This is a genomic window from Chitinophaga sp., assembly GCF_039596135.1.
Taxonomy (GTDB): Bacteria; Bacteroidota; Bacteroidia; order Chitinophagales; family Chitinophagaceae; genus Chitinophaga.
The window spans coordinates 42,326-64,402 of sequence record NZ_JBCNKH010000011.1 but is presented as its reverse complement, the minus strand read 5'-3'; the positions used below and the strand labels follow the sequence as shown (position 1 = coordinate 64,402).

The following is a 22,077-nucleotide window of genomic DNA, read 5'->3' as shown; positions in this document are numbered from 1 at the left end:
ATCAGCTATGGCATTTATACATCACAATAGTGACAACGGGGCGGACGATGCGCAGCTGATCAGGATATACAAACAATCCGGCAAGCTCGAAGATCTCGCTACCCTGTACCAGCGTTACATGAACCTGGTATATGGGGTCTGTTTGCGTTATTTTGATGAAGAGGCCAGTAAGGATGCTGTGATGCAGATTTTTGAAGAGTTGATTGTGAAGTTGCAACAGTATGAGGTACAGAACTTTAAGAGCTGGTTACACGTGCTGACCCGCAATCATTGCCTGATGAAACTGAGGGCAATGAAGAACAAAGAAAGTCGTGAGGTGTCTCTTGATGGGCTCCCTGTTATGGAAAATGAGCAATTTACACATCATGATGGCGGCACGGCCCTGGAGACCAATCTCCAGGAGATGGAAAGGTGTATGGAGACCTTGCCGGAAGAACAGAAGCGTAGTGTCGATCTTTTTTACCTGAAGGAAAAGAGCTACAAAGAAGTAGCCGATCTGACGGGGTATGAAATGAAAAAGGTGAAAAGCTATATTCAAAATGGAAAGCGCAACCTGAAAAATTGCATGGAACAACAAAATGCAGCAGCAAAACAATCATATTAAACCTGTGGCAGATCCTGAGCTGATACGCCGTTATCTGGCTGGAGAGCTGGATCACAAGGCTATGCACGCACTGGAGCGGCAGGCTTTAGATGATCCGTTCCTGGCAGAAGCACTGGAAGGCTTTGAACAGCATGCGCCGGATCAGCGTACGAACCTGGCTGACCTGGGTAAACGACTGGCGCAAAGGGTACAGCAGCCTGCCAAAAGGAGGGTGATTCCGATCTATATGCGTTGGGCGGCTGCAGCAGCTGTATGTTTTGTGGTTGGATCAAGCATTATCTGGTTGTGGCCTGCAAGCAAGCAAAGTGAAATAGCGAAGGTGTCAATTAAGGCAGATACTATTATTCCAGCTGAAGTACCAACGATGGTACAGGTGCCGGAAAGCGTAACTATGTTCAAAAAGCAGCAGGGTAATTATAAAAGTTTCCAGACGCCGGTTGTAACCTCTCCTCCAATGACAACCCCGCTTGCAGAGCCTCAGCCTCAGGCAGATTTGGCATTGGCACCAACGCCAGCGCCTGCCAAAGATACTGTTGAAGAAATAGCCAGTCAGAATAACCTTAAAGCTGAAGAGTATAGATCAGCATCTGCTGCTACCATGGCCTTGAACCAGGTTTCCAGGTTCTCTACTTATAATCAGAATTTCATCCAGGGCAGGGTGCTCAATTTGAAAGGGGATAGTGGTATTGCCGGTGTTACCGTCACTACAGGTGGATATGGGGTAACTACCGACGCTGAAGGATTTTTCTCACTCCCGGCTATGAGAAAAAGTAAAAAAACGAGCGGCAATCAACTCCTTTCAGCCTATGCTCCGGGGTATGAAAGTAAGAGCCTGTCTTTTTCAGGCGGAGAACCTTTTGTAAGAATGCAGTTGAGACGAACAACTGATACTACAACAGTATTCAGTAACTCAGGTAACAACGATCCGTCTCCGATGGGTGGATTTGAGAAATACGAAATTTACCTCATTAAAAATGTTCAATATCCTGCCGGCCTTACGGTGAGTGGTAGGGTAAGGGTCCAATTCTATGTACAACCAGATGGTTCACTGACCGATTTCAGGGTGCTGAAAAAGCTGCAATCTGAATGCGATCAGGAAGCTATCCGCTTAATCAAAGCCGGGCCAGCCTGGCTGCCAGCAGCAAATGGAAAAGCTGTAAAAGTAAAAGTTGATGTGAAATTTGCCCCGGAAGTGCATCAATAACCGGCTTTATTCTGCCTGATCGCTTTAATCAATTTTCTGTTTCTTCTATCTGCGCGACTATCATTTAATGATACGACTGCCCATATTGCCGCTGGAATCCAGCCCAGTATTGTGCATTGTAGTATCAGGCATAATATGCCGGAAAGAATCTTCCCTCTCAGCAAAAATGATAGCCAGGGTAACAATATCGCTATCAGCGTCATAATATGATGTTTTATTGGAATTTACTACTTTTTGCGGTCTTTCCACATCTGGTTGAAGGATTTAGGCGCAAATACAGGCAATTCCCTATCGTCTCCCCAGGCTTTGGTAAAGAATTTTTTCATGAAGAAGTTCTTCATGTTTCCATTGGCCAGGTTCATCATGCGCCGGCTTAGACTGACCTGTTTCCAGCCAAACCAGGATACTTTTTCCGCACCGGAAGTATGGTTTTCTTCTACGGCTTTATGTCTGTTGTGGAGTAATAATTCATGAAGGTTGATGCGTACCGGGCATACTTCTGTACAGTTTCCGCAGAGGGAAGAAGCATAGCTCAGGTGCATGTAATTGTCAATACCTTTCAGGTGGGGAGTAATGACGGAGCCGATTGGACCACTGTAGGTAGTGCCATAAGTATGGCCACCAATGTTTTTATAAACAGGACAGGCATTCAGGCAGGAACCGCAGCGTATACAATACAGGGCTTCCCTGGCTTCGGTATCTGCGAGTAAATTGGTACGGCCATTATCCATCAGGATCACATACATTTCTTCAGGACCATCTATTTCTCCTTCCTGACGGGGACCGGTGAAGATGGAGTTGTAAACAGTTACCTGCTGGCCGGTACCATAGGTAGCCAGCAAGGGCCAGAAGAGAGCCAGGTCATTGATAGAAGGGATCATCTTTTCGATGCCCACCAGTACGATATGTGTTTTTGGAAAAGCGGTACTCAGACGTGCGTTTCCTTCATTCTCAGTCACGGCGACACCGCCTATATCTGCAATGAGGAAGTTTGCACCGGTGATACCGATTTCTGCATCCAGGTATTTCTGACGGAGTTTTTCCCGGGCTACCATGGTCAGTTCCTGGGGAGTCAGGTTGGGGGGAGTGCCCAGTTTTTCTTCGAACAGACGGGCTACATCTTCCTTGCTTTTGTGCATGGCGGGCGTTACGATGTGGTAAGGCGGTTCGCCATCCAGTTGCTGGATGTATTCGCCCAGGTCTGTTTCTACACACTCAATATTATGATCGGCCAGGAAGCTGTTCAGATGCACTTCTTCCGTCGCCATTGATTTGCTCTTTACGATGCTTTTGCAATTTTTGGCTTTGCAGATGTTCAGAATTTCTTCCAGCACCTGCTCGGAGTTCTCGGCCCAGATTACCTTGCCGCCACGGCGGGTCAGGTTGGATTCAAACTCTTCGAGGTATTTATCCAGCTGCTCAATAGCTCTCCACTTGATATTCTTGGCGCGTTCGCGTGCAGTCGCCAGGTCGGAAAACTGGTTTTTCCCGGCTTTTACTGCTGTATTATACTTGCCTATATTGTAATTGATTGTCTGGCGATGACCGAGGTCTGTCGCTTTCTTCTCGCTCTTGTCCAGGAATGTGGAGGCATTCTGATGCATACGTTGTTGGAATTGCTGATTGCGAATGACAAAAGCCATACCGATTTCCGGTATGGTGGTGTATTAGACAACTATCTGGTAAAGATAGGGATAAATCCACAGGCCGTCAGCCTTAATCTGCACGGTATTTCTTGGTTGCTATTTTATCCAGCGCTGTGTAAAACTCTTTCCCGTACTTGCGGATGATGGCTTCCTGGAGGAAGCGGTACACCGGCACTTTCAGGCTTTTGCCATTCTTGCAGGCTGGTTTACATATGTCCCAACGATCGTAGTTAACCGCTTCAAACGATTCGTATTTAGTAACCCGGATCGGGTAGAGGTGGCAGGAGATCGGCTTCTTATAATCTACGATACCATCTTTGTAAGCCTTTTCTATACCGCAGCCCACTACACCATGTTCATCGATACTGGCGTAGGCACAGATACCTCCATTTACGATGGGGGTTACATACCCATATTCATCGTCAATGGTATTAGTACCGGTTTTTTCTATTTCGGCAATGCCCTCCGGGCGCAGGTAAGACTTTATTTTGGGATAGACCTTCTTCAGGATCTTTACTTCGTCTTTGTCCAGTGGTGCTCCACAGTCCCCGGCTACGCAACAGGCTCCTTTGCAGGCCCCGAGGTTGCACACGAACTTTTCTTCCACTACTTCGTCACTGATATATTTATCGTCTATGATGATCATTGGCAGGATAATGACTGCAAAATTACAACAATCCGGTTGCTTTTACATGGTTCGGCTCGGAGTCTAGCGCCATTTCAGTGTTTCCACCAGGTGCAGCATGTCTTCCTGAAGGAATTTATGGACAGGAGCAAGAGAGTCGGCATTTGGTGCGGCGTCGAAATAAAGGGCACCACGCAGGAAGTGTTTTACGGAATCAGTTACATAAAATTGTTTGGCAGAAGCCGCATTACCGCCTACGTCGTAAAAGAGGCCATAAATGTGGTTGGCGGGGTTGCCAATGCTCTTTTCTTCAATATATTCCGCCTTATAAGTATGCTTATAAGTCATCTTAAAGGCGTCATTGATAAGTTTCTGGAAGTCGTTTTCCCCTTTCCCTATCTCTTTATAGCTCATGTATATTTTCCCATTCAGGGTAGGAAACTCTACATTTATCCAAAAGGGATTTTCAGTTTTCTCCCCAAAGAAGAGGCTGTCTTTTACGATGTTGGCGTAAACGGGATATTCGAATGTATATGGATATCCGGGTTGGTCAAATACGCGGTATTCCCTTTTAGGAAAGGTGATCTGGAAGTACCCTCTTGGTTTGGGGGTATATGTTTGGTCACAGGCAGTATACAGCAACGGCAGTAATAATAGCATGAAACAGCCCTTCAGCCGGGCGGTAACAGTTGACAGGCTTCTTTTTCTCTTACAGTTCATTGCTTCTATGTTGTGATATTATTCTTCTTCCACGTTTTGCCTTACGCTTACCTGTACTTTCTGAATGCGCATTTTGCTTTTTTCCAGTACGGTAAAGTCATAGTCTCCATAGGTGATCACACTGTTTTCTTCCGGGAATTTACCAGCCAGTTCAAGGATCAGGCCTCCGATGGAGTCGCTTTCGCCTTTTACTGTTTCGAAGGTGTCCGGAGGAATATTTATGATACGGCAAACGTCATTGAGCATGGTTTTGCCCTCGAACACGTAGGTATAGTTATCAACTTTGGAATAGTTGAATTCTTCTTCGTCGAACTCGTCTTTAATGTCTCCGATTACTTCTTCCACAATGTCTTCCAGGGTTACGATACCGGAGGTGCCGCCAAATTCATCTACTACTACAGCAAAGTGCATTCTCCTGGTCTGGAATTCAGCCAGCAGGTCTTCGATCAGCTTGTGGCCATGTACGAAGAATGGCTGGCGCATAACGGTGTGCCAGTCAAACGTATTGCCCTTGTCGAGATGTGGGAGCAGGTCCTTGGTATGAATAACGCCCACAATATTGTCCAGGTTGCCTTTGTATACAGGCAGGCGGGAGTAGTGGAGCTCGGCTACATGCTTGACAACCACATCAAAAGGGGCATCGTATTCTACACCATGCACATCCAGGCGGGTATGCATAATTTGTTTTACGGTGATATTGCCAAACTTCAGAATACCTTTCAGGATGTTTTTTTCTTCCTGGGAGGCGGTTGGGTCCACGCTCATTTCGATGGCTTCGTCAATCTCCTGGTAGTTGACCGCGCCGCTGCCACGATGGAAGAAGCGGGCTTCGATGCTTTCGCTCATGCTTACGTAGAAGTCGCTTACGGGTTCGAGGGTAGCATGGATGATGCTTACGAACCAGGCGAAATAGGTAGCAAAGCGAATATTATTCTGGGCGGCCCATACTCTGGGGAGTACCTGGCCAAAGAAGAGGAGTACGAATATGATAATAGCTATGCGCACCACGAAGGAAACGACGGGTAGGGTCTGCAGGTCTTCCATCTGGGTGATGAGGTAGCTGGTCACCATAATGAATGCCAGGGAAAGGAGAATACCGGCTATCTGGAGGGAAGCCAGCAGGGAGCGGGGCTTTTCCAGGAGTTTGGTAATAAGTTTTCCACTGGTGTTTTGTCTGGTTTTCAGGGCATTCAGGTCTTTGTAGTTCAGGGAGAAGAAGGCTACTTCTGCACCGGAGACGATGAAAGCCAGGAGTAAGAGTATAAAGATTACAAGCAGATAAATCACCACGTTTGGCGTGGCAATTGGTGCCGAGGCTTGTAACAGGGTGAGCTTACCAGAAATAATGCTTGCCGGGTAGGTGTACAAATTGTTCAACTTTTCGTTAAGGAATTAAAAACCAGCATTACACTGCAAAGCAGGTTCCAAAAAAATGGGAAAGAAATTCAGGTATTAAATTGAATCGCTTTCCCTATATGCAAATATAAGTAATACCCCATTACGGGATTATCAAGCAAAAAAGAATTAATATTTTTTAATTGGATAGCTTAAAAGGGCAGATCGTCAGCTGCGTCACTAATTTGGGGGGGGATGTCCATATTGGGGAAATTGTCACCGGAAGTGCTGCCTGTATTACTGTGATGGATAGCATGTTCTGAATTGTTAAGATCCATGCGTTTATCCAGCATAACAAGGTTATCACCTACAACTTCGGTAGCAAATTTTTTATTTCCTTCCTTATCTTCCCAGCTGCGTGTGCGCAAACGTCCTTCAATGTAAACCAGGCTGCCTTTATGCAGGTATTTCTGCGCTAATTCCGCCAGTCCACGCCATAATACTACCGTGTGCCATTCTGTTTGGGAGATCAGTTTACCGGCCCTGTCTTTAAATGTCTCTGTAGTAGCCAGGGAAAATTTAGCTACTGCAATATTGCCTTCTAAAAACTGTACATCCGGATCTCTACCCAAGTTGCCAATCAGGATTACTTTATTAACACCTCTCATTGTTGCAGGTTTTAATCTATTGATTTTAACGATGGAAATATACTGTTTCTTTAAATAAACAACCTTCTTAAAGTTAACATTTTTTTCAAATCGTTGTGAAAAAAATGCTGACTAGTTTTAGCTTCAAATACCTTGCCGCAGCAAGTTGGACGCACTTTACCCCCAGTCAGTATTTGTATCAGAACAAGCTCAATTCCCTACGTTTCAGGAAGTCTGTAATAGTTTTAGGGAATGCGTACCTATCCAGTTGATCCTGTGAAACTGCGGTATAGCCTTGCATTTCAGGCTTTTTAGCTGTTGATAGCATTATGAACTGGCTATAGATGGTCTGATGTGTCAACTGTTGTTTAAACGGGGCGGACACTGCATCTATGTTATAACGTATATCACCTACTTTTTCTTTGAAGGCAGGTAATTTTTTTATTTCATTGATATTGGCAGGGGCGCTGGTTTCAATGAGTATAAATTCATATAAGTTTTGCCAGATATCATTTTCTGTTCGCTTACGGATATAGAAATCGTCTTTGTGTCGTACAATCAGGTAGTTGAAGTAGCGCTTTTTGATCACCAGTTTCTTTGCCTTTACGGGTAGTACGCTAATCAGGCCCTGGTGTAGGGCTTTGCACTTCTTAGCCAGGCGGCATGATTTGCAGGCAGGTTGTTGAGGTTTGCACACGACGGCGCCAAAGTCCATGATGCTCTGGTTGTAAGTAGCTGATTGTCCATGGGGGAGTAGTTCGGCAGCCAGCGTAGCGAACTGTTTCTTGCCGGCGGTGCTATCTATGGGAGTATCTATGTCAAAGAAGCGGGAGAGTACGCGAAATACGTTGCCATCCAGCACAGCATGTGGAAGATTAAACGCAAAGGATGCTATTGCGGCAGAGGTGTATGGTCCAATGCCTTTGAGTGACTGAATTGCCTCGTAGGTGTTGGGGAAGTGTCCGTGATATTGGGAAACGATCTGGCGGGCGGCGGCCAGCATATTTTTACAACGGGCGTAGTAACCCAGTCCCTGCCAGAGGCGGAATACTTCTTCTTCCGGGGCAGCGGCTAACTGCTGTACGGTAGGGTAAGCTTGTATAAACTTCTCGTAATAAGCCCATCCTTGTTCAACGCGGGTTTGTTGGAGGATGATTTCAGACAGCCATATCCGATAGGGGTCCTTTTCGCCTTTCCATGGCATGGAGCGTGTGTTATCTTCACGATTCCATTCGAGGAGGGTGTTAGTGAAAAATTGTTTCATGAAATGCAAAGATAAGTGAGTAGGAATGATAAAAATGAGTGGGTGGAAGGGGAGGAGCAGTGAAAATATATATAATCATCCATAACATATGAAAATAACCGTTATCTAAATGCTTTTTTAACAGAACTGCTTGATAAATAGACTAATGTGTAGAAAAATGCGTTATATTTAGGTAGGAGCCCGAATTTTATTTGGCTAAGACGAGCATAACTTTTTCATTAAGAGCAGAAAAAAAAGACAAAATGAATATTGTTTTTTGTATATTCGTTAAGTAGTGGTTTAGTGAAATATTCCGCTTCATACCTATTGATGTGAGCATGTACTGATCACGAAATATGACCTTTGCTAAAGTTGCACCCGTTGCTAGAAAATACGTTAATGCTTAGTACACAAAGACTTGTAGAGTGATTATTTAAAAGATATAAGGTATAAGAAAAAAAGATAAAATTTATTTGCTTAAAATTCAGCAATTAAAAAAAATTAAATAATTTTGGGACAAGTAATCCTTCGCTTCAATTATGAGAAAAGCTGACTTAATTAACAATATTGCTGAAAAAACCGGCATACCTAAAGTAGATGTGTTAGTAACACTAGAGGCCATGTTTAAGGAGGTCAAGGAAGCGTTGGCTAATGGCGAGCATATCTATATCAGAGGTTTTGGTAGCTTTATTACAAAGAAGAGAGCGGCCAAGATTGGTCGTAACATCAAGAAGAATGTGGCGGTAGAAATTCCAGAGCACTTTATTCCTGCATTCAAGCCTTCGAAAGAATTCGTTGCTGAGGTAAAGAAGCTTAAAAGTTCTTCGTAATTTTGCTGCCTAATATTTAAGGCGTGCAAAAATCACAAGTTCTATTGGTAGGTGCCGCGGTGGCATTACTAGTTGTATTGGTCGCCTTCGGCCGCACCATACCACATTCGGAGAAGAAAGCGATGCCAACTGCCGGCCCTATGATGGGCGGTCAGGAGCAGCAACCTATTGCCTTTAGCGAATTGCTGGCCACTGCCAAGCAAAAAGTCCCTGCTGATAAATTACTTTTGATCAATTCTTTGGAAAATAAAGTAGTGCGGGGAGATGTTAAAACTCAGCAAATAGCCGCTTATAAACAGCTTTATGCCTCCTGGGATAGCCTTAACCAACTACCCATAGCTGCGCATTACCTTGGCGAAGCCGCCAAGTTGGAAAATTCCGAAAAAAGCCTCACCTTTGCAGCCAATTTATTTTTGGAACACCTGGAACATGCTCAGGACCCGGCAATTATGAAATGGGAAAGCCAACAGGCGCTCTCATTGCTGGATCAGGCTATTCAACTTAGCCCGAACAATGATTCCCTTAAGATTCAACAGGCGCTGTTGTATATGAATACAGGCGAACCTATGGTAGGGGTCCAAAAACTCAGGGAAGTGGTGGCTGCCAATCCCGACAATCTTGAAGCTCAGTTGACACTGGCAAATCTTGCTATCCAATCCGGGCAGTATGATAAAGCCATCCAACGTATGGATACACTGTTGCAACGCCATCCGGACGAAGCGAAAGCTATTTTTGTCCAGGCTGAAGCCTATCGCTCTAAAGGTGATGTAAAAAAGGCAGTGGAACTGTTCGAGCAATGCAAAAAACTGCTCAAAGATCCAGCCCTGAAGGCTGAAATTGACAATTATATTAAGAGTATTCAATAATATTCTATTTTTTAATCATTTTAAACTTTTTAGCATGCCTTGCGGTAAGAAAAGAAAGAGACATAAAATTGCCACTCACAAACGTAAAAAAAGACTGAGAAAGAACCGGCATAAGAAGAATAAGAAATAGTTTTCTCCTGTTTCCCGCCATTTATACTAACCAGGTTTTATTACGGCGTGTTAATCGGATAAATTTTTTTATATACCCTGCATGATTTTAGCGATTATTCTTAAATTGCTGAAGTCATGCAGGTTTTTCCACAATTCCCGCTTAGCATCCCGGATATTACCTGCTAGATCGCTAAACCCTTAAGCAATCCATCATCATGTATGCTAACGTCATTGTTAGCTATAATCTGGTATGCAGTAAGCTGTTATTAAATAGTCGTGCATAACATAAAGGTGAAGTTATAATGGTTAAAATTTTGGACGCTTGAACAAGGAACTAATTATAAATGCGGCACCTACTGGTGTGGAAATAGCGTTGCTGGAAGATAAAAAATTGGTCGAATTGCATCATGAAAGTGGCAACCCCAATTTTGCAGTAGGAGATTTATACCTGGGGCGGGTTAAAAAACTAATTCCAGGCCTGAATGCGGCGTTTGTAGATGTTGGCTTTGAAAAGGATGCCTTTTTGCATTACACTGATCTTAGCCCTTACATACGCTCGATACTAAAATTTACCCAGCAGGCTATTTCTGATAAAACCCCCGAGGGGTTTGACTTTACAAAGTTTAAGAACGAACCGGAAATTGTAAAAACCGGTAAAATCACAGACGTACTGGGCGGTAAACCCAATATTCTTGTGCAAATCCTGAAAGAGCCCATTTCTTCAAAAGGCCCCCGTCTGAGCTGCGAGATTTCTTTACCAGGAAGATTTATTGTGTTAACACCCTTTAATGACATTGTAGCTGTATCCAAAAAGATACACTCTTCCGAAGAAAGAAAACGCCTGCAAAAGATCGTCGAAGCTATCAAAACACCCAACTTTGGTGTGATAGTCCGCACAGCCGCTGAAGGAAAGAAAACTGCAGAACTGCACGAAGACCTTACCACCCTGGTCGAAACCTGGAAAAATATCCAGTCAAATCTGAAAGGCGCACAACCTCCACAGAAAATACTGAGCGAACAGGCTAAGACTACTAGTATACTCCGTGACTTGCTGAACGAAAGTTTCAACAAAATCGTTATTAACGATAAGAACATGTACACTGATACCCGGGCGTATATCCAAAAGATAGCTCCCGAGAAGCAGGATATTGTTACTTATTATCATAATGGTGCACCCATCTTTGATCACTACGGCATTACCCGTCAGGTAAAAGCTTCTTTTGGCAAAACTGTCAACCTGGATAGCGGTGTATACCTTATTATTGAAGCAACCGAGGCCCTCCACGTTATAGATGTGAACAGTGGCTACAAGAGCTCCAGTAATAACCAGGAACAGAACGCTCTGGCATCCAACCTGGAAGCTGCTGCGGAAATTGCCCGACAACTGCGCCTGCGCGACCTTGGAGGCATCATCATTATCGACTTCATCGATATGAAGCTGCCTGAAAACAAAAAGGTAGTGTATGAAGCAATGGAGAAATTCATGGCCCAGGATAGAGCTAAACATACTATTCTGCCTATCTCCAAGTTCGGACTCATGCAGATCACCCGCCAAAGGGTGAAACCGGAAGTCACAATTTCTGTAGCAGAAGATTGCCCTACCTGTCATGGTACCGGCAAAATCGGCGCCTCTGTACTGATCATCGATGAGATTGAAAAGAACCTGCAATACCTGATTAATCATCAGCATAAGGGACTCTCCATCCATGTGCATCCCATCTTCAAAGCTTTCCTTACACAAGGATTCCTTACCTCTCGTCAATGGAAATGGTATTTCCTGTATAAGAAATGGATCAAAATAAAAGCAGACTCTAACTACCACCTGACAGAATATCGCTTTTTTGATTCCAATGATGAAGAAATAAAACTCTAGAACTAATTCCACACAATATTGCAAAATGCTTAATGCCTTATCCGCATTAAGCATTTTGCTTTTAATTGGTTATCAACTTTTTCTTTACTTTTATGTTTACACCACATTAAATCAATGATCATGCGCAATGTTCCCCTATTTCTGCTTGCATTGGCAGCTGTCTTCGCATCTTGTAACCACGAAGGTAAACGTAAACGCCAGCGCGCAAGAGATACCAGTCACTATACCCAGAAGGACTATATTGACCTGACCCTCGATAGTAATGCTGTGAATGCATTCTTACAGCACGATTCAAGCAATGCTTCATATATCCGTAGCTTCTACAGGCAACGTAACTATCACTTTGCATGGATAGGCAATGATGGGCAACTGACCGAACAGGCAGGCAACTTTATTAACCTGATGAAATCTGACGCTGCTTTTGGTTTGAATGATAGTAGTATCATTAGCCGCCCACTTCGGGAGGTATACGATACCCTCATGATGGAAGGTGGTAAACTGAAACCAGGAGATAAATCCGCTCCCCAGATTGAATTGTCGCTCACTGCCCAGTTTTTTGCTTATGGCAATAAAGTATGGGGTGGCTTGACTTCGGATTCTGCCAAAGACCTGGAATGGTTCATTCCACGTAAACAGATTGATATAGAAGGCCTGCTGGACTCCATGATTACCCGTCCTGCCAATGCATTTGAAGAGCCGGTGAATATTCAATACAAACTGCTGCGTAATAAACTCAAACAATTGGCTGCCTTGGAAAAAGAGCCATGGGATTCCCTGCGTGCAGTAGAAAAGTTATATAAGCAAGGTGCTACTGCGCCTGTAATCGCAGGTGTGAAGAATCGCCTGCACCTGTTAGGTGACCTGGAGGTTGCAGATACTACTGCTGTGTTTACACCTGCACTGGATTCTGCTATCCGCAACTTTCAGGATAGAACAGGACTCAAAATAGATGGCACTATTCAGGCCCCTTTACTGCGAGCACTGAATGTGACACCTAAGCAACGCATTACACAGATCCTGATTAATATGGAGCGTTTGCGTTGGGTGCCTGCGTCACCGCCATCTACTTATCTGCTGGTAAATATCCCTGCATTTAAACTGTATGTATACGATAGCAGCAAACTGGATTGGAGCTGTAATGTAGTAGTGGGAAAACCGGGTGCCAACACGGTTATCTTTAGCAATGAAGTAAAGTATGTGGTATTCAGTCCATATTGGAATGTGCCTCCCGGTATTTTGCAAAATGAAGTACTGCCTGCTATGCGTCGTAACGGTGGTTACCTGGCCAGGAACCATATGGAAGTGGTGAATGGCAGTGGTAAACCGGTGAGTGCGGGATCTATTAATTGGAGTAAATCCACAGTTTCCAACTTCCCCTATATTATTCGCCAGCTGCCGGGAGGATCCAACGCTTTGGGTAAGGTAAAGTTCCTTTTCCCGAATGAGTATAATATCTACCTGCACGATACGCCGTCCAAAGGATTATTTGGTGAAAACAAGCGTACTTTCAGCCATGGCTGTATCAGGGTTGCGGAACCTCAGCACCTGGCAGAATGGTTGTTGCGCAACGATTCCAGCTGGACAAAGGCAAAGATTGTAGATGCAATGAATGCGAGTAAGGAGAAGTTTGTAACACTGAAACAACGGGTGCCGGTGTATATCGGATATTTCACCGCGTTTGTAGATAGTGAGGGCCGGCTGAATTTCAGAGATGATGTGTATGGCCACGATGCAAAACTGGCTACCACCTTATTTGGAACAAAGGCTGACTTATAAAGTCAGCCTTTGCCTTTAATATTACTTGCTGGCGATCACAGAGATCTCCACATGTACGTTCTTGGGTAAGGCTGCTACCTGCACAGTTTCGCGGGCAGGGAAATAACCGCTGAAGTAACTACCGTAAACTTCATTGATCTTACCGAAATCGTTCATATCGGTAATGAAAATGGTGCTCTTCAAAATATCGCTGAAATCCATACCGGCGGCATTCAGAATTGCTTTTATATTCTGCATTACCTGATGAGATTCTGTAACGATATCGTCAGTCACCAGCTCATTAGTGGCTGGATTGATAGCAATTTGCCCGGAAGCAAAAAGCATATTACCTGTCAGGATTGCCTGGTTATATGGGCCAATTGGAGCTGGCGCATTCGAAGTATTGATGATCTGTTTTTCCATAGTGTAAAAATAATTAGTTATTAATTAATAGGTTTGCGAAAATTAGCCCATGAATATCCTGGTTATCGGAAATGAGCAAAATTTTATAGCATTACAGCGCAAAGGCGGTCTGGCCGCACATACAGTGGAGTGGACCGATAGCCTGAAAGGGGCGGAGGCACTGCAAAACAGGGATCTCGTCATTGACTTAGAGTTCGATGCGCACCCTGACAATGCAACCGTTTACGCGCAATATCCGGCTATTCCGGTGCTGGCGGGAGTGGTGAAAACCTCTTTGCAGTCAGTGAAAAAAAAATATAACTGTACCCTGATCGGATGCAACTGGTTACCGGGGTTCATCGATATGCCGGTGACGGAAGTCTCCTGGCTGGAAGAAGCGCAAAAGACCATCTTAACAGCTATTATGCAGCAGTTGTGCTGGGAGTATGAACTGGTGCAGGATGCAGTAGGCATGGTCACCCCCAGGGTGATATGTATGATCATCAATGAAGCGTACATGACAGCTGAGTCAAACACAGCTTCGAGGGAAGACATTGATGTTGCTATGAAACTGGGCACCAATTATCCCATGGGGCCTTTTGAATGGAGCAAAAAAATCGGGATCAAACAGGTATACGAAGTGCTTACCGCTGTGCACACAGCTACAGGCAATGAACGGTACGCTATCAGCGAATTATTGGAAAAGGAAGCTAGAAACAGTTAATAAATGGCATTAATACTCAATATCGATACGGCTACGAATATAGGTTCGGTATGCATCTCTAAGAATGGACAGGTATTACAGACCCTGGTTAATGATCAGCAGCATGATCATGCTGCTACCATGACTTTGTTTATTCAGCAGTTAATGCAGGAACACCAGGTAACCCCTGCACAACTGGATGTCATCGCGGTAAGTGCCGGGCCAGGTTCCTATACAGGATTGAGGGTAGGGGTGGCTACTGCCAAAGGATTGTGTTATGCCTGGGAAAAGCCATTAATAGCCGTTTCCACGCTACAACAGATGACAGCAGGAATATTGTCACAAACAAATGATGAAAGCGCCTTATACGCACCTATGCTGGATGCTCGCCGTATGGAAGTATACACCGCTGTATATACTGCAAAGCTGGATGAAATCCTTGCTCCGCAGGCACTGATATTAACCCCTGAAAGTTATGCAACCCAGCTGGCTGATCGAAAAATTTATTTCTTTGGAAACGGTAGCGATAAGTGGCAACAATTGCTGGGGCAGCACCCTCATGCTACATTTTTACCATATACACTGAATGCTGCACATATGGTGCAATTGGCAGAAAAGGCTTTTGAAAAAGGTACATTTGAAGATGTGGCATATTTCAGTCCATTCTACCTCAAACCGTTCCACTCGACCATGAAGAAATGAGTACCCATACTGTCACAAATCACCTTTACCCCCCCAAATATTACTTTTTTCCTCTCAAATAAAAGTGTATTCTTAACATTTATGCAAAATATTGTCATGGAATTGTCAAATTAGGTTTAATTGGCAAGTAAACCCCGTCCATATATTAAAAAATAAGGTATAGAAGTTTTTTTTATTACGACTAATATTATATTTTTGTATAAATCGATACCCGGTTATTGTTTTCTAACAAGTTATGGGTTTACTGTCCGTTGATCCCTTTCATTTCATCATTTTTTAAAACTATTATGCGATGGAAAAAACATTATTAACGACCTCTTCTAATACTCTTATTATTTCTAGAGGTACCAATGAAAAAGACCAAATTAAATTGGATTACATTGCCGTTAAGAAGGCAGCTATGGTATTGCGTGCAATCAATCATAAGCTGCGCCAGCAAATGATTAAGCTGCTGGAAGATCACAAAAAAATGACAGTGACTGAAATCTACGTTAAGCTGCGTTTGGAGCAGTCAGTAGCTTCACAGCATCTGGCTATTCTTCGTCGTGCCGGCATTGTGATTACCGAAAGAGATGGTAAGTTTATTCACTATACGATTAATAAACAGCGTATAGCAGAAGTTGCCAAATTCGTAGAAGAGCTGGTAGGCTAATATGGTTTTGGTTATTGCTCAGCTGAGTACAAAAAATATTGGGGCCTAACTAAGAGTGAAAAAGCTGAGAACTTTTAGTTAGGCTCAAATTTCTGCGGGGGGAAGCACTTGTTTGTCGTGATAGCTCAGTAGCATTGTAAAAATCTTTTCAACATCATTCCGGTTATGAAACAACATAACGGGTTGATGTTTTTTTGCTATACATATCTGTATAGCTTTCTTAATATGTTCTCGCCCTGCCCCTGTTAGCTTCCTGCTTTATTATCCGTAAATTTGCAAGAAATCAAAGACCAATGTTTGTAAAGCAACTGTATACTAATTGCTTATCGGAGGCTGCCTACTTTATAGAGTCGGAAGGTGAAGCTGTTGTGATAGATCCCCTGCGGGATATCGATGCGTACCTTGACCTTGCCAAAGAGCGCAATGCCACTATCAAGTATATTTTCGAAACACACTTCCATGCAGATTTTGTTTCAGGCCACCTGGATCTGGCTGCGGCTACACAAGCGCCTATCGTATATGGCCCTGAAGCTGTAACCAGCTTTCCTATCTATAAAGCAGCAGACGGAGAAGAATTCAATATCGGAAAACTGCGCCTGCAGGTAATTCATACTCCCGGTCATACACTTGAATCTACCTGTTACCTGCTGCTGGATGAACAGGGTCAACCTGCCAGCCTGTTTACAGGCGATACCCTCTTTGTAGGCGACGTGGGCCGTCCTGACCTCTTCAGCGGTAACCTTACCAAAGAAGAACTGGCGGGCCTGCTGTTCGACTCCCTGAATAATAAGATCAAAACTTTACCAGATAACGTAACCGTTTATCCTGCTCACGGCCCGGGCTCCTCCTGTGGTAAGAATCTGGGGCCGAATACTTTCAGTACCCTGGGCGAGGAAAAAGCGACTAACTATGCACTGCTGGCAAACGATAAAGCATCTTTCATTGCAGAAGTTACTGATGGTCTGACTACACCACCATCTTACTTCCCAATCAATGCCAGAATCAATAAAGAAGGCTACGATGCACTGCAGGCGGTGATGGAAAAGAGTAACCATCCACTAAGCGTAGCCGAATTCAAAGCCAAAGTGAAAGAAGGTATCATGATCCTGGATACCCGTCCTGCCACTGAATTTGCAGATGGATTTGTACCAGGTTCCCTCAGCATTGGGTTAGAAGGCCGCTTTGCAGAGTGGGCTGGTAGTCTCCTGAACTTTGAGCAGGAGATTGTGCTGGTAACTTCCCCTGGTCAGGAAGAAGAGACGATCGTTCGCCTGGCCCGTGTAGGTTTCGATCATGTAGTAGGTTTCCTGAAAGGTGGCTATGAAGCATGGGTCGCTGCTGGTGAAAGACGTGATATGATCATCAATGTAGAACCAGATGAACTGGCCATGGACATCCCTCACGATCCAAACCTGGTGATTGTGGATGTACGTAAACCAGCTGAGTTTGCAGATGGCCACATCAAGGACGCCTTAAACCTGACCCTTAGTGATATGACAGACCCGGGCAACCTGGGTGATTTTGACGAAAATCACAACCTGTATGTACACTGCCAGGGTGGTTACAGAAGTATCATTGCCTGCTCCCTGCTGAAGAGAGAAGGTATTCACAACCTGCGCAATGTGGAAGGTGGTTTCAACAATATGAAAGGTACCAAAGGGCTGGAAGTAGTGAAAGAAAAGAACGTATTGAATTAAGACATTTAATGCCAAATAGTTTAAAAAAGGATCGTGCCAGGTGCATGATCCTTTTTTATTTGCAGGAGGTATGCTTTTTGACTAACAACTTGTAAAAAGTACTTCCTATGAGCAAACAATTACAAGGACAGGTTGCCCTGGTCACGGGCAGTAGTACAGGGATCGGGGCAGCCGTGGCACAGGCAATGGCTAAAGCGGGCGCTGCCGTGATCATCAACTTTCATAGCGATAAAAGCAGGGCAGATGCTGAGACAATCCTGGATGAAATTAAATCTGCCGGGGGAGATGGTTTCATACATCAATGTGACATCAGTAAAGAAGAGGAAGTACTGACTATGTTTTCAGCCATTTTATCCCGCTATGGTACACTTGATATAGTGGTAACCAATGCGGGCATTCAGCGGGATGCACCCTTCCTGGAAATGACCCTGGACCAGTGGAATGTGGTAATTGGTACCAACCTTACAGGACAATTCTTATGTGCCCGTGAAGCCGCAAAGGAATTCACCAGAAGGGGGGTACAATCATCCCGCTCCAAAGCCGCCGGCAAAATCATTTGTATGAGTAGTGTGCATGAAGTAATACCCTGGGCCGGCCATGTAAATTATGCAGCCAGCAAGGGTGGAGTGAAATTGCTGATGCAATCTATGGCACAGGAATTGGCTCCGTATAAGATAAGAGTGAACAGCCTGGCTCCTGGGGCGATCAAAACACGCATCAACAAAGATGCATGGGATACCCCGGAGGATGAGCGAAAGTTGCTGGAACTAATACCTTATGGCAGAATAGGAGCACCTGAAGATATAGCCAATGCTGCCGTATGGCTGGCGAGCGATGAGAGTGATTATGTGACAGGTACTACCTTGATTATTGATGGAGGAATGACCCTCTATCCCGGCTTTGCCAACAATGGATAGAGCATTATTGTTATTTAAAAAAATTTAACCATGGATTGTAAATCTTTATTGATGGCTACCAGCATGCTGGTGGTTACCTGCCTGTACTCGTGCCAACCTGGAGATGATACGGTGAAGTTGGCCGTAATTGATAAATTGAATAATTCCCCTGGCATCACTGTCGATGTGAAAGACGGGATAGTAGACCTGAATGGGGAAGTTCCCAACGACAGCGCAAAAGTGGCGGCTGAAGATGCAGTAAAGAAAATAAATGGAGTGAAAGCTGTCAACAACAATATCATTGTGGAACCGGTGATACCACCGCCACCACCAATGCCGGAAGATACCGTTAATCAGCAATAAAAAAGAGAACATCAGGTTCTCTTTTTTATTGCTGATTATAGCGATGTTTCCACCTTCTGTGGCTCCATACCCACACCGCCGGCTGCTCCATGATATTGTTCTCGAGGTACCGTACAAAAGTTTCTGTAACCTTTTCTTCCGGTTCCTGTTGTGGATGTTCAAATGCCAGTTTGAGGGTAGCATGATAATAGCCTCTCTTTACTTTTCGTATATCTACAAAAACTACGGGTGTATCGTTTCTTCTTGCACTCATTTCTGGTCCTTTGTAGAAAGCGGTCATCCTGTTTAGGAAAGGGAACCAGTAGCTACGGCGAGGATTGCCAGGATTCTGGTCCGCTACCAGTGCAATGAGGTGTTGTTTATGCTGCCAGGGCGCCATCGCCTCCTTAATATCATTAGCCGGAATCAGCACGGTGCCTGATTTTTCGCGGAAGTGACGGAAGAAGCGGTCAGCAGATTTGTTCGTGAGGGGCATGTATACTACCAGGAAAGGGAAGCCCACTCTCTGCATACAAAATACATTGGCCCACTCCCAATTGAAATTATGGCCTAAGTGCAGCTGACAGCTTTTGCCCTGGGCATACAGTTCATGCAATACGGTTAAATCGCATTTAAACCGCTTTTCCAGCGACTTTTTACTCATGGTAAGCAGTTTGACTGTCTCCACGATCATATCTGTCAGATTGCGGTAATAACTCCTTGCCAGCCTGGTGATTTCGGCAGGAGACTTTTCCGGAAATGACTGCCGGAGATTTTCAAATACAATCTTCTTCCGGTAGCCAACCAGGTAGTAAATAATAAGGTATAACCCATCGCTGATGAGGTATAACAGCCACAATGGCAATATTGAAATGGCGTATGTAAAAGCCAGTATTAAATAGTACATCTCTACTTAGCAACAAATTCTATAACACAATGTTTTGTACCAGTTCGCTCTTGTTTGGATAATCGGTATTGAAATGAAGCCCTCTGCTTTCCTTGCGGAAAGAAGCACTTTTTACTATCAGGTAACCTACGGTGATCAGGTTGCGTAGCTCACACAGTTGTGGAGATACTTCTGTCTTCTCATAAAGGCTTTCTGTTTCTTCGTGCAGTATGTCCAGTCTGCGTATTGCTCTTTGAATACGCTCGTTGGTACGCACGATGCCCAGGTAGTCACTCATGATCTGCTTCAGTTCCTTCAGGCTTTGGGTAATGAGGATCATTTCCTTAGGAGCGGTGGTGCCTGCTGCATTCCAGTCAGGTACGTTTTCTTTGAATGTAATTGAATTGATTTTGTCTACCGCCGTCAGATAACAACGGTGGGCAAATACCATGGCTTCCAGCAGTGAGTTCGAAGCGAGGCGGTTGGCGCCATGTAATCCTGTGCTGGAGCATTCGCCGCAGGCGTACAGGTTCTGGATGCTGGTACAACCATGTTCATTTACCTTGATACCTCCGCAGCTATAGTGAGCGGCGGGAGCTACCGGGATCATATCTTTCCTCACATCGATGCCGGATGCCAGGCATTTTTCATAGATGTTGGGAAAATGGTGTATGAACTTCTCCATATCCATATGACGGCAATCGAGGTATACGTGTTCTGTACCGGTGATCTTCATTTCACTGTCTATTGCCCTGGCCACAATGTCGCGGGGAGCAAGGGAGAGACGGGGATCGTATTTATGCATGAAGTCTTCGCCGTGTATATTGCGCAGAATGCCACCGTCGCCACGTACTGCTTCGGTAATCAGGAAGGCGTTGTTCACACCTGGCTGATAGAGCGCGGTAGGGTGAAACTGGATGAACTCCATATTTTCAATTCTACCTTTGGCGCGGTATACCATGGCCACCCCATCGCCTGAGGCGATAGAAGGGTTGGTGGTACTACGATACACCTGCCCGTTGCCACCAGTGGCCAGGAGCGTGATGCGGCTCAGTATTTTTTCTATCTTGTTTGTGAGAAGGTTCAGTACGTATACGCCGTAGCATTCAATGTCAGGTGTGGATTTGGTCACCAGGTAACCCAGGTGGTGCTGGGTGATGAGGTCTACCACAAAGCAATGAGTGACCAGCTCAATATTTGGATGCTGGCGAACGGCCGACAGCAGGGCTCTTTCTATTTCATAACCCGTGATGTCTTTGTAGTGGATCACCCTGAATTCCGAGTGGCCACCTTCTCTGCCAAGGGCAAAGTCGCCGTCAGGATTCTTGTCAAAGTTGGCGCCCCATTCAATGATCTCATTTACCCGCTCGGGTCCTTCCTTTACTACAATCTCCACTATCTTCTCATTGCATAGGCCATCGCCGGCAATCAGGGTGTCTTCAATGTGCTTGGCAAAGCTGTCATTCTCAAGATCATTCACTACGGCTACGCCACCCTGTGCATACTTTGTATTCGTTTCGTCTTCCTGGGTCTTAGTGATGATGGTGATCTTTTTATCTGGACAGGCACCTGCTACTTTAAGCGCATAGGTTAGTCCTGCAATACCGGAACCGATCACTAAAAAGTCTGTCTGTTGCATAATAACTCATCTAGCGAATCAAATGTACGGTATATTACCGGATTGCGTAAGGGATACCCTGCTTTTGCCAGATATATCGGGTAGCACCATAGACGAGGCCGTAATTGGCCAAAGCATAGCAAAACACGCTAGCTGCAGGATAGGCCAGTGCCAGCGCACCACCCACAATGAGAAAGGTAATACCTGCCAGGCAATACCAGCCATCTGGTTGCTCCCGGAGGCGAAATGCATGCATTACTGACTGGAGGGCAATAGAAGCGGTGAACATACAAAACACCACTGGCCATACAATGTTCTGGGTTTCTAATATAGGTAAGAGGTAGAAAAAGATCACCAGCCCCAGTGCCTCGGTCAGAAAAATAAATGCCCATTTACAGGTAGGAAGCGGATAGTTGGTGTACCGGATCTTGAGAAAGAAAGCAATATAGACTAAATGAACTAATGGTATATTAGCGGCGGCGGGAAGGTGGACCTGAGGTGGACTTATGAGTACTAACCCTATGATTAACAGGACTCTAAGAATGGTTGGTGTGTAACGGGTACCTTTTAAAAAAAATACCACTGACAAAACCACTAAAAGTGTCATTGAAAGCTGCATCAATAATGTGGAATTGACGATACAGCCCCAAAGCAATATCGGCATCATGCCCCAATACAGACTATTAAAGACAACCGGTTTCATGTGACAAAAGTAAGAAA

At 44.6% G+C, this 22,077-nt stretch carries 24 protein-coding genes; 13 read left to right on the top strand and 11 right to left on the bottom strand.

Going from position 1 to position 22,077, the window contains the following annotated elements; genetic code table 11:
• Positions 1-7: 7 nt before the first annotated feature.
• Together ABDW16_RS10125 and ABDW16_RS10120 are read left to right on the top strand one after the other, a co-directional pair.
• On the top strand, positions 8-604 hold the full coding sequence (locus tag ABDW16_RS10125) for a sigma-70 family RNA polymerase sigma factor (protein ID WP_343669468.1): 597 nt from the start codon (positions 8-10) through the stop codon (positions 602-604).
• Positions 579-1,808, top strand: a complete 1,230-nt coding sequence (locus tag ABDW16_RS10120) for a TonB family protein (RefSeq protein ID WP_343669466.1) — start codon at positions 579-581, stop codon at positions 1,806-1,808. Before ABDW16_RS10125 ends, ABDW16_RS10120 begins: the two co-directional genes overlap by 26 nt.
• On the opposite strand, the gene ABDW16_RS10115 is transcribed toward ABDW16_RS10120, so the two are convergent.
• From ABDW16_RS10115 to mutY, 7 genes are all read right to left on the bottom strand, one after another.
• Positions 1,802-2,011: a YqaE/Pmp3 family membrane protein gene (locus ABDW16_RS10115; protein WP_343669465.1), complete on the bottom strand. Its 210-nt coding sequence runs from the start codon at positions 2,009-2,011 to the stop codon at positions 1,802-1,804. The two genes, ABDW16_RS10120 and ABDW16_RS10115, sit on opposite strands and share 7 nt — an antisense overlap.
• A 24-nt stretch (positions 2,012-2,035) precedes the next feature.
• On the bottom strand, positions 2,036-3,451 hold the full coding sequence (locus ABDW16_RS10110) for a LutB/LldF family L-lactate oxidation iron-sulfur protein (protein ID WP_343669464.1): 1,416 nt from the start codon (positions 3,449-3,451) through the stop codon (positions 2,036-2,038).
• Positions 3,452-3,524: 73 nt separating this feature from the next.
• Positions 3,525-4,100, bottom strand: coding sequence for a DUF3109 family protein (locus ABDW16_RS10105; protein WP_343669462.1), 576 nt, complete (start codon positions 4,098-4,100; stop codon positions 3,525-3,527).
• A 63-nt stretch (positions 4,101-4,163) separates the two neighbouring features.
• Positions 4,164-4,799, bottom strand: coding sequence for a gliding motility lipoprotein GldD (gene gldD / locus ABDW16_RS10100; RefSeq protein ID WP_343669461.1), 636 nt, complete (start codon positions 4,797-4,799; stop codon positions 4,164-4,166).
• A gap of 18 nt (positions 4,800-4,817) precedes the next feature.
• Positions 4,818-6,176 (bottom strand): gliding motility-associated protein GldE, encoded by a 1,359-nt coding sequence (gene gldE / locus ABDW16_RS10095; protein ID WP_343669460.1) that lies wholly within the window; start codon positions 6,174-6,176, stop codon positions 4,818-4,820.
• A gap of 170 nt (positions 6,177-6,346) precedes the next feature.
• Positions 6,347-6,802, bottom strand: coding sequence for a single-stranded DNA-binding protein (locus tag ABDW16_RS10090; protein WP_072362797.1), 456 nt, complete (start codon positions 6,800-6,802; stop codon positions 6,347-6,349).
• A 178-nt stretch (positions 6,803-6,980) separates the two neighbouring features.
• Positions 6,981-8,045 carry an A/G-specific adenine glycosylase gene (gene mutY / locus ABDW16_RS10085; RefSeq protein WP_343669457.1) on the bottom strand — a complete coding sequence of 355 codons (1,065 nt, stop codon included), beginning with the start codon at positions 8,043-8,045 and terminating at the stop codon, positions 6,981-6,983.
• A gap of 518 nt (positions 8,046-8,563) precedes the next feature.
• Between mutY and ABDW16_RS10080 the strand changes: the two genes are divergently transcribed.
• The 5 genes from ABDW16_RS10080 to ABDW16_RS10060 all read left to right on the top strand — a co-directional run bounded on the left by ABDW16_RS10080 (position 8,564) and on the right by ABDW16_RS10060 (position 13,480).
• A complete protein-coding gene (locus ABDW16_RS10080; RefSeq protein WP_072362799.1) occupies positions 8,564-8,854 on the top strand; it encodes an HU family DNA-binding protein in 291 nt (96 codons plus the stop codon).
• Between the two features lie 23 nt (positions 8,855-8,877).
• Entirely contained in the window at positions 8,878-9,720 is an 843-nt protein-coding gene (locus ABDW16_RS10075; RefSeq protein WP_343669454.1) for a tetratricopeptide repeat protein, read from the top strand.
• Positions 9,721-9,754: 34 nt separating this feature from the next.
• The gene (locus ABDW16_RS10070) at positions 9,755-9,850 is read left to right on the top strand and encodes an AURKAIP1/COX24 domain-containing protein (RefSeq protein ID WP_223233134.1); all 96 of its coding nucleotides are present in this window, start codon (positions 9,755-9,757) and stop codon (positions 9,848-9,850) included.
• Positions 9,851-10,153: 303 nt separating this feature from the next.
• Positions 10,154-11,704 carry an Rne/Rng family ribonuclease gene (locus ABDW16_RS10065; protein ID WP_343669452.1) on the top strand — a complete coding sequence of 517 codons (1,551 nt, stop codon included), beginning with the start codon at positions 10,154-10,156 and terminating at the stop codon, positions 11,702-11,704.
• 120 nt (positions 11,705-11,824) lie between these two features.
• Positions 11,825-13,480 (top strand): L,D-transpeptidase family protein, encoded by a 1,656-nt coding sequence (locus tag ABDW16_RS10060; RefSeq protein ID WP_343669450.1) that lies wholly within the window; start codon positions 11,825-11,827, stop codon positions 13,478-13,480.
• Between the two features lie 21 nt (positions 13,481-13,501).
• Here the strand turns inward: ABDW16_RS10060 and ABDW16_RS10055 are convergent, their stop codons facing one another.
• The gene (locus ABDW16_RS10055; RefSeq protein ID WP_343669449.1) at positions 13,502-13,882 is read right to left on the bottom strand and encodes a RidA family protein; all 381 of its coding nucleotides are present in this window, start codon (positions 13,880-13,882) and stop codon (positions 13,502-13,504) included.
• 49 nt (positions 13,883-13,931) lie between these two features.
• On the opposite strand from ABDW16_RS10055, the gene ABDW16_RS10050 reads away from it, so the two are divergent.
• The 6 genes from ABDW16_RS10050 (at position 13,932) to ABDW16_RS10025 (ending at position 18,874) form a co-directional block, all read left to right on the top strand.
• Positions 13,932-14,585: a 3-hydroxyacyl-CoA dehydrogenase family protein gene (locus ABDW16_RS10050; RefSeq protein ID WP_343669447.1), complete on the top strand. Its 654-nt coding sequence runs from the start codon at positions 13,932-13,934 to the stop codon at positions 14,583-14,585.
• Positions 14,586-14,588: 3 nt separating this feature from the next.
• Positions 14,589-15,266 carry a tRNA (adenosine(37)-N6)-threonylcarbamoyltransferase complex dimerization subunit type 1 TsaB gene (gene tsaB, locus ABDW16_RS10045; protein WP_343669446.1) on the top strand — a complete coding sequence of 226 codons (678 nt, stop codon included), beginning with the start codon at positions 14,589-14,591 and terminating at the stop codon, positions 15,264-15,266.
• A gap of 292 nt (positions 15,267-15,558) precedes the next feature.
• Positions 15,559-15,918: a metalloregulator ArsR/SmtB family transcription factor gene (locus tag ABDW16_RS10040; RefSeq protein ID WP_012788619.1), complete on the top strand. Its 360-nt coding sequence runs from the start codon at positions 15,559-15,561 to the stop codon at positions 15,916-15,918.
• A 293-nt stretch (positions 15,919-16,211) separates the two neighbouring features.
• Complete coding sequence (locus ABDW16_RS10035; protein ID WP_343669438.1) at positions 16,212-17,615, top strand: MBL fold metallo-hydrolase; 1,404 nt, start codon at positions 16,212-16,214, stop codon at positions 17,613-17,615.
• 107 nt (positions 17,616-17,722) lie between these two features.
• Positions 17,723-18,532: an SDR family oxidoreductase gene (locus ABDW16_RS10030; RefSeq protein WP_343669436.1), complete on the top strand. Its 810-nt coding sequence runs from the start codon at positions 17,723-17,725 to the stop codon at positions 18,530-18,532.
• 30 nt (positions 18,533-18,562) lie between these two features.
• Positions 18,563-18,874 carry a BON domain-containing protein gene (locus ABDW16_RS10025; protein ID WP_343669435.1) on the top strand — a complete coding sequence of 104 codons (312 nt, stop codon included), beginning with the start codon at positions 18,563-18,565 and terminating at the stop codon, positions 18,872-18,874.
• A gap of 25 nt (positions 18,875-18,899) precedes the next feature.
• On the opposite strand, the gene ABDW16_RS10020 is transcribed toward ABDW16_RS10025, so the two are convergent.
• The 3 genes from ABDW16_RS10020 to ABDW16_RS10010 are packed head-to-tail and all read right to left on the bottom strand — an operon-like array spanning position 18,900 to position 22,060.
• Positions 18,900-19,760 (bottom strand): lysophospholipid acyltransferase family protein, encoded by an 861-nt coding sequence (locus tag ABDW16_RS10020; protein WP_343669434.1) that lies wholly within the window; start codon positions 19,758-19,760, stop codon positions 18,900-18,902.
• A gap of 19 nt (positions 19,761-19,779) precedes the next feature.
• Positions 19,780-21,378, bottom strand: coding sequence for an L-aspartate oxidase (gene nadB / locus ABDW16_RS10015; protein ID WP_343669433.1), 1,599 nt, complete (start codon positions 21,376-21,378; stop codon positions 19,780-19,782).
• Between the two features lie 34 nt (positions 21,379-21,412).
• Positions 21,413-22,060, bottom strand: coding sequence for a hypothetical protein (locus ABDW16_RS10010; protein ID WP_343669431.1), 648 nt, complete (start codon positions 22,058-22,060; stop codon positions 21,413-21,415).
• Positions 22,061-22,077: the final 17 nt, after the last annotated feature.

Excerpts from the sequence above, each read along its gene's own strand:
- ABDW16_RS10125 (WP_343669468.1), top strand. The coding sequence starts at position 8 with ATGGCATTTATACATCACAATAGTGACAACGGGGCGGACGATGCGCAG.
- ABDW16_RS10120 (WP_343669466.1), top strand. The coding sequence starts at position 579 with ATGCAGCAGCAAAACAATCATATTAAACCTGTGGCAGATCCTGAGCTG.
- ABDW16_RS10115 (WP_343669465.1), bottom strand. The coding sequence starts at position 2,011 with ATGACGCTGATAGCGATATTGTTACCCTGGCTATCATTTTTGCTGAGA.
- ABDW16_RS10110 (WP_343669464.1), bottom strand. The coding sequence starts at position 3,451 with ATGGCTTTTGTCATTCGCAATCAGCAATTCCAACAACGTATGCATCAG.
- ABDW16_RS10105 (WP_343669462.1), bottom strand. The coding sequence starts at position 4,100 with ATGATCATCATAGACGATAAATATATCAGTGACGAAGTAGTGGAAGAA.
- gldD (WP_343669461.1), bottom strand. The coding sequence starts at position 4,799 with ATGAACTGTAAGAGAAAAAGAAGCCTGTCAACTGTTACCGCCCGGCTG.
- ABDW16_RS10090 (WP_072362797.1), bottom strand. The coding sequence starts at position 6,802 with ATGAGAGGTGTTAATAAAGTAATCCTGATTGGCAACTTGGGTAGAGAT.
- mutY (WP_343669457.1), bottom strand. The coding sequence starts at position 8,045 with ATGAAACAATTTTTCACTAACACCCTCCTCGAATGGAATCGTGAAGAT.
- ABDW16_RS10080 (WP_072362799.1), top strand. The coding sequence starts at position 8,564 with ATGAGAAAAGCTGACTTAATTAACAATATTGCTGAAAAAACCGGCATA.
- ABDW16_RS10070 (WP_223233134.1), top strand. The coding sequence starts at position 9,755 with ATGCCTTGCGGTAAGAAAAGAAAGAGACATAAAATTGCCACTCACAAA.
- ABDW16_RS10060 (WP_343669450.1), top strand. The coding sequence starts at position 11,825 with ATGCGCAATGTTCCCCTATTTCTGCTTGCATTGGCAGCTGTCTTCGCA.
- ABDW16_RS10055 (WP_343669449.1), bottom strand. The coding sequence starts at position 13,882 with ATGGAAAAACAGATCATCAATACTTCGAATGCGCCAGCTCCAATTGGC.
- ABDW16_RS10050 (WP_343669447.1), top strand. The coding sequence starts at position 13,932 with ATGAATATCCTGGTTATCGGAAATGAGCAAAATTTTATAGCATTACAG.
- tsaB (WP_343669446.1), top strand. The coding sequence starts at position 14,589 with ATGGCATTAATACTCAATATCGATACGGCTACGAATATAGGTTCGGTA.
- ABDW16_RS10040 (WP_012788619.1), top strand. The coding sequence starts at position 15,559 with ATGGAAAAAACATTATTAACGACCTCTTCTAATACTCTTATTATTTCT.
- ABDW16_RS10035 (WP_343669438.1), top strand. The coding sequence starts at position 16,212 with ATGTTTGTAAAGCAACTGTATACTAATTGCTTATCGGAGGCTGCCTAC.
- ABDW16_RS10030 (WP_343669436.1), top strand. The coding sequence starts at position 17,723 with ATGAGCAAACAATTACAAGGACAGGTTGCCCTGGTCACGGGCAGTAGT.
- ABDW16_RS10025 (WP_343669435.1), top strand. The coding sequence starts at position 18,563 with ATGGATTGTAAATCTTTATTGATGGCTACCAGCATGCTGGTGGTTACC.
- ABDW16_RS10020 (WP_343669434.1), bottom strand. The coding sequence starts at position 19,760 with ATGTACTATTTAATACTGGCTTTTACATACGCCATTTCAATATTGCCA.
- nadB (WP_343669433.1), bottom strand. The coding sequence starts at position 21,378 with ATGCAACAGACAGACTTTTTAGTGATCGGTTCCGGTATTGCAGGACTA.
- ABDW16_RS10010 (WP_343669431.1), bottom strand. The coding sequence starts at position 22,060 with ATGAAACCGGTTGTCTTTAATAGTCTGTATTGGGGCATGATGCCGATA.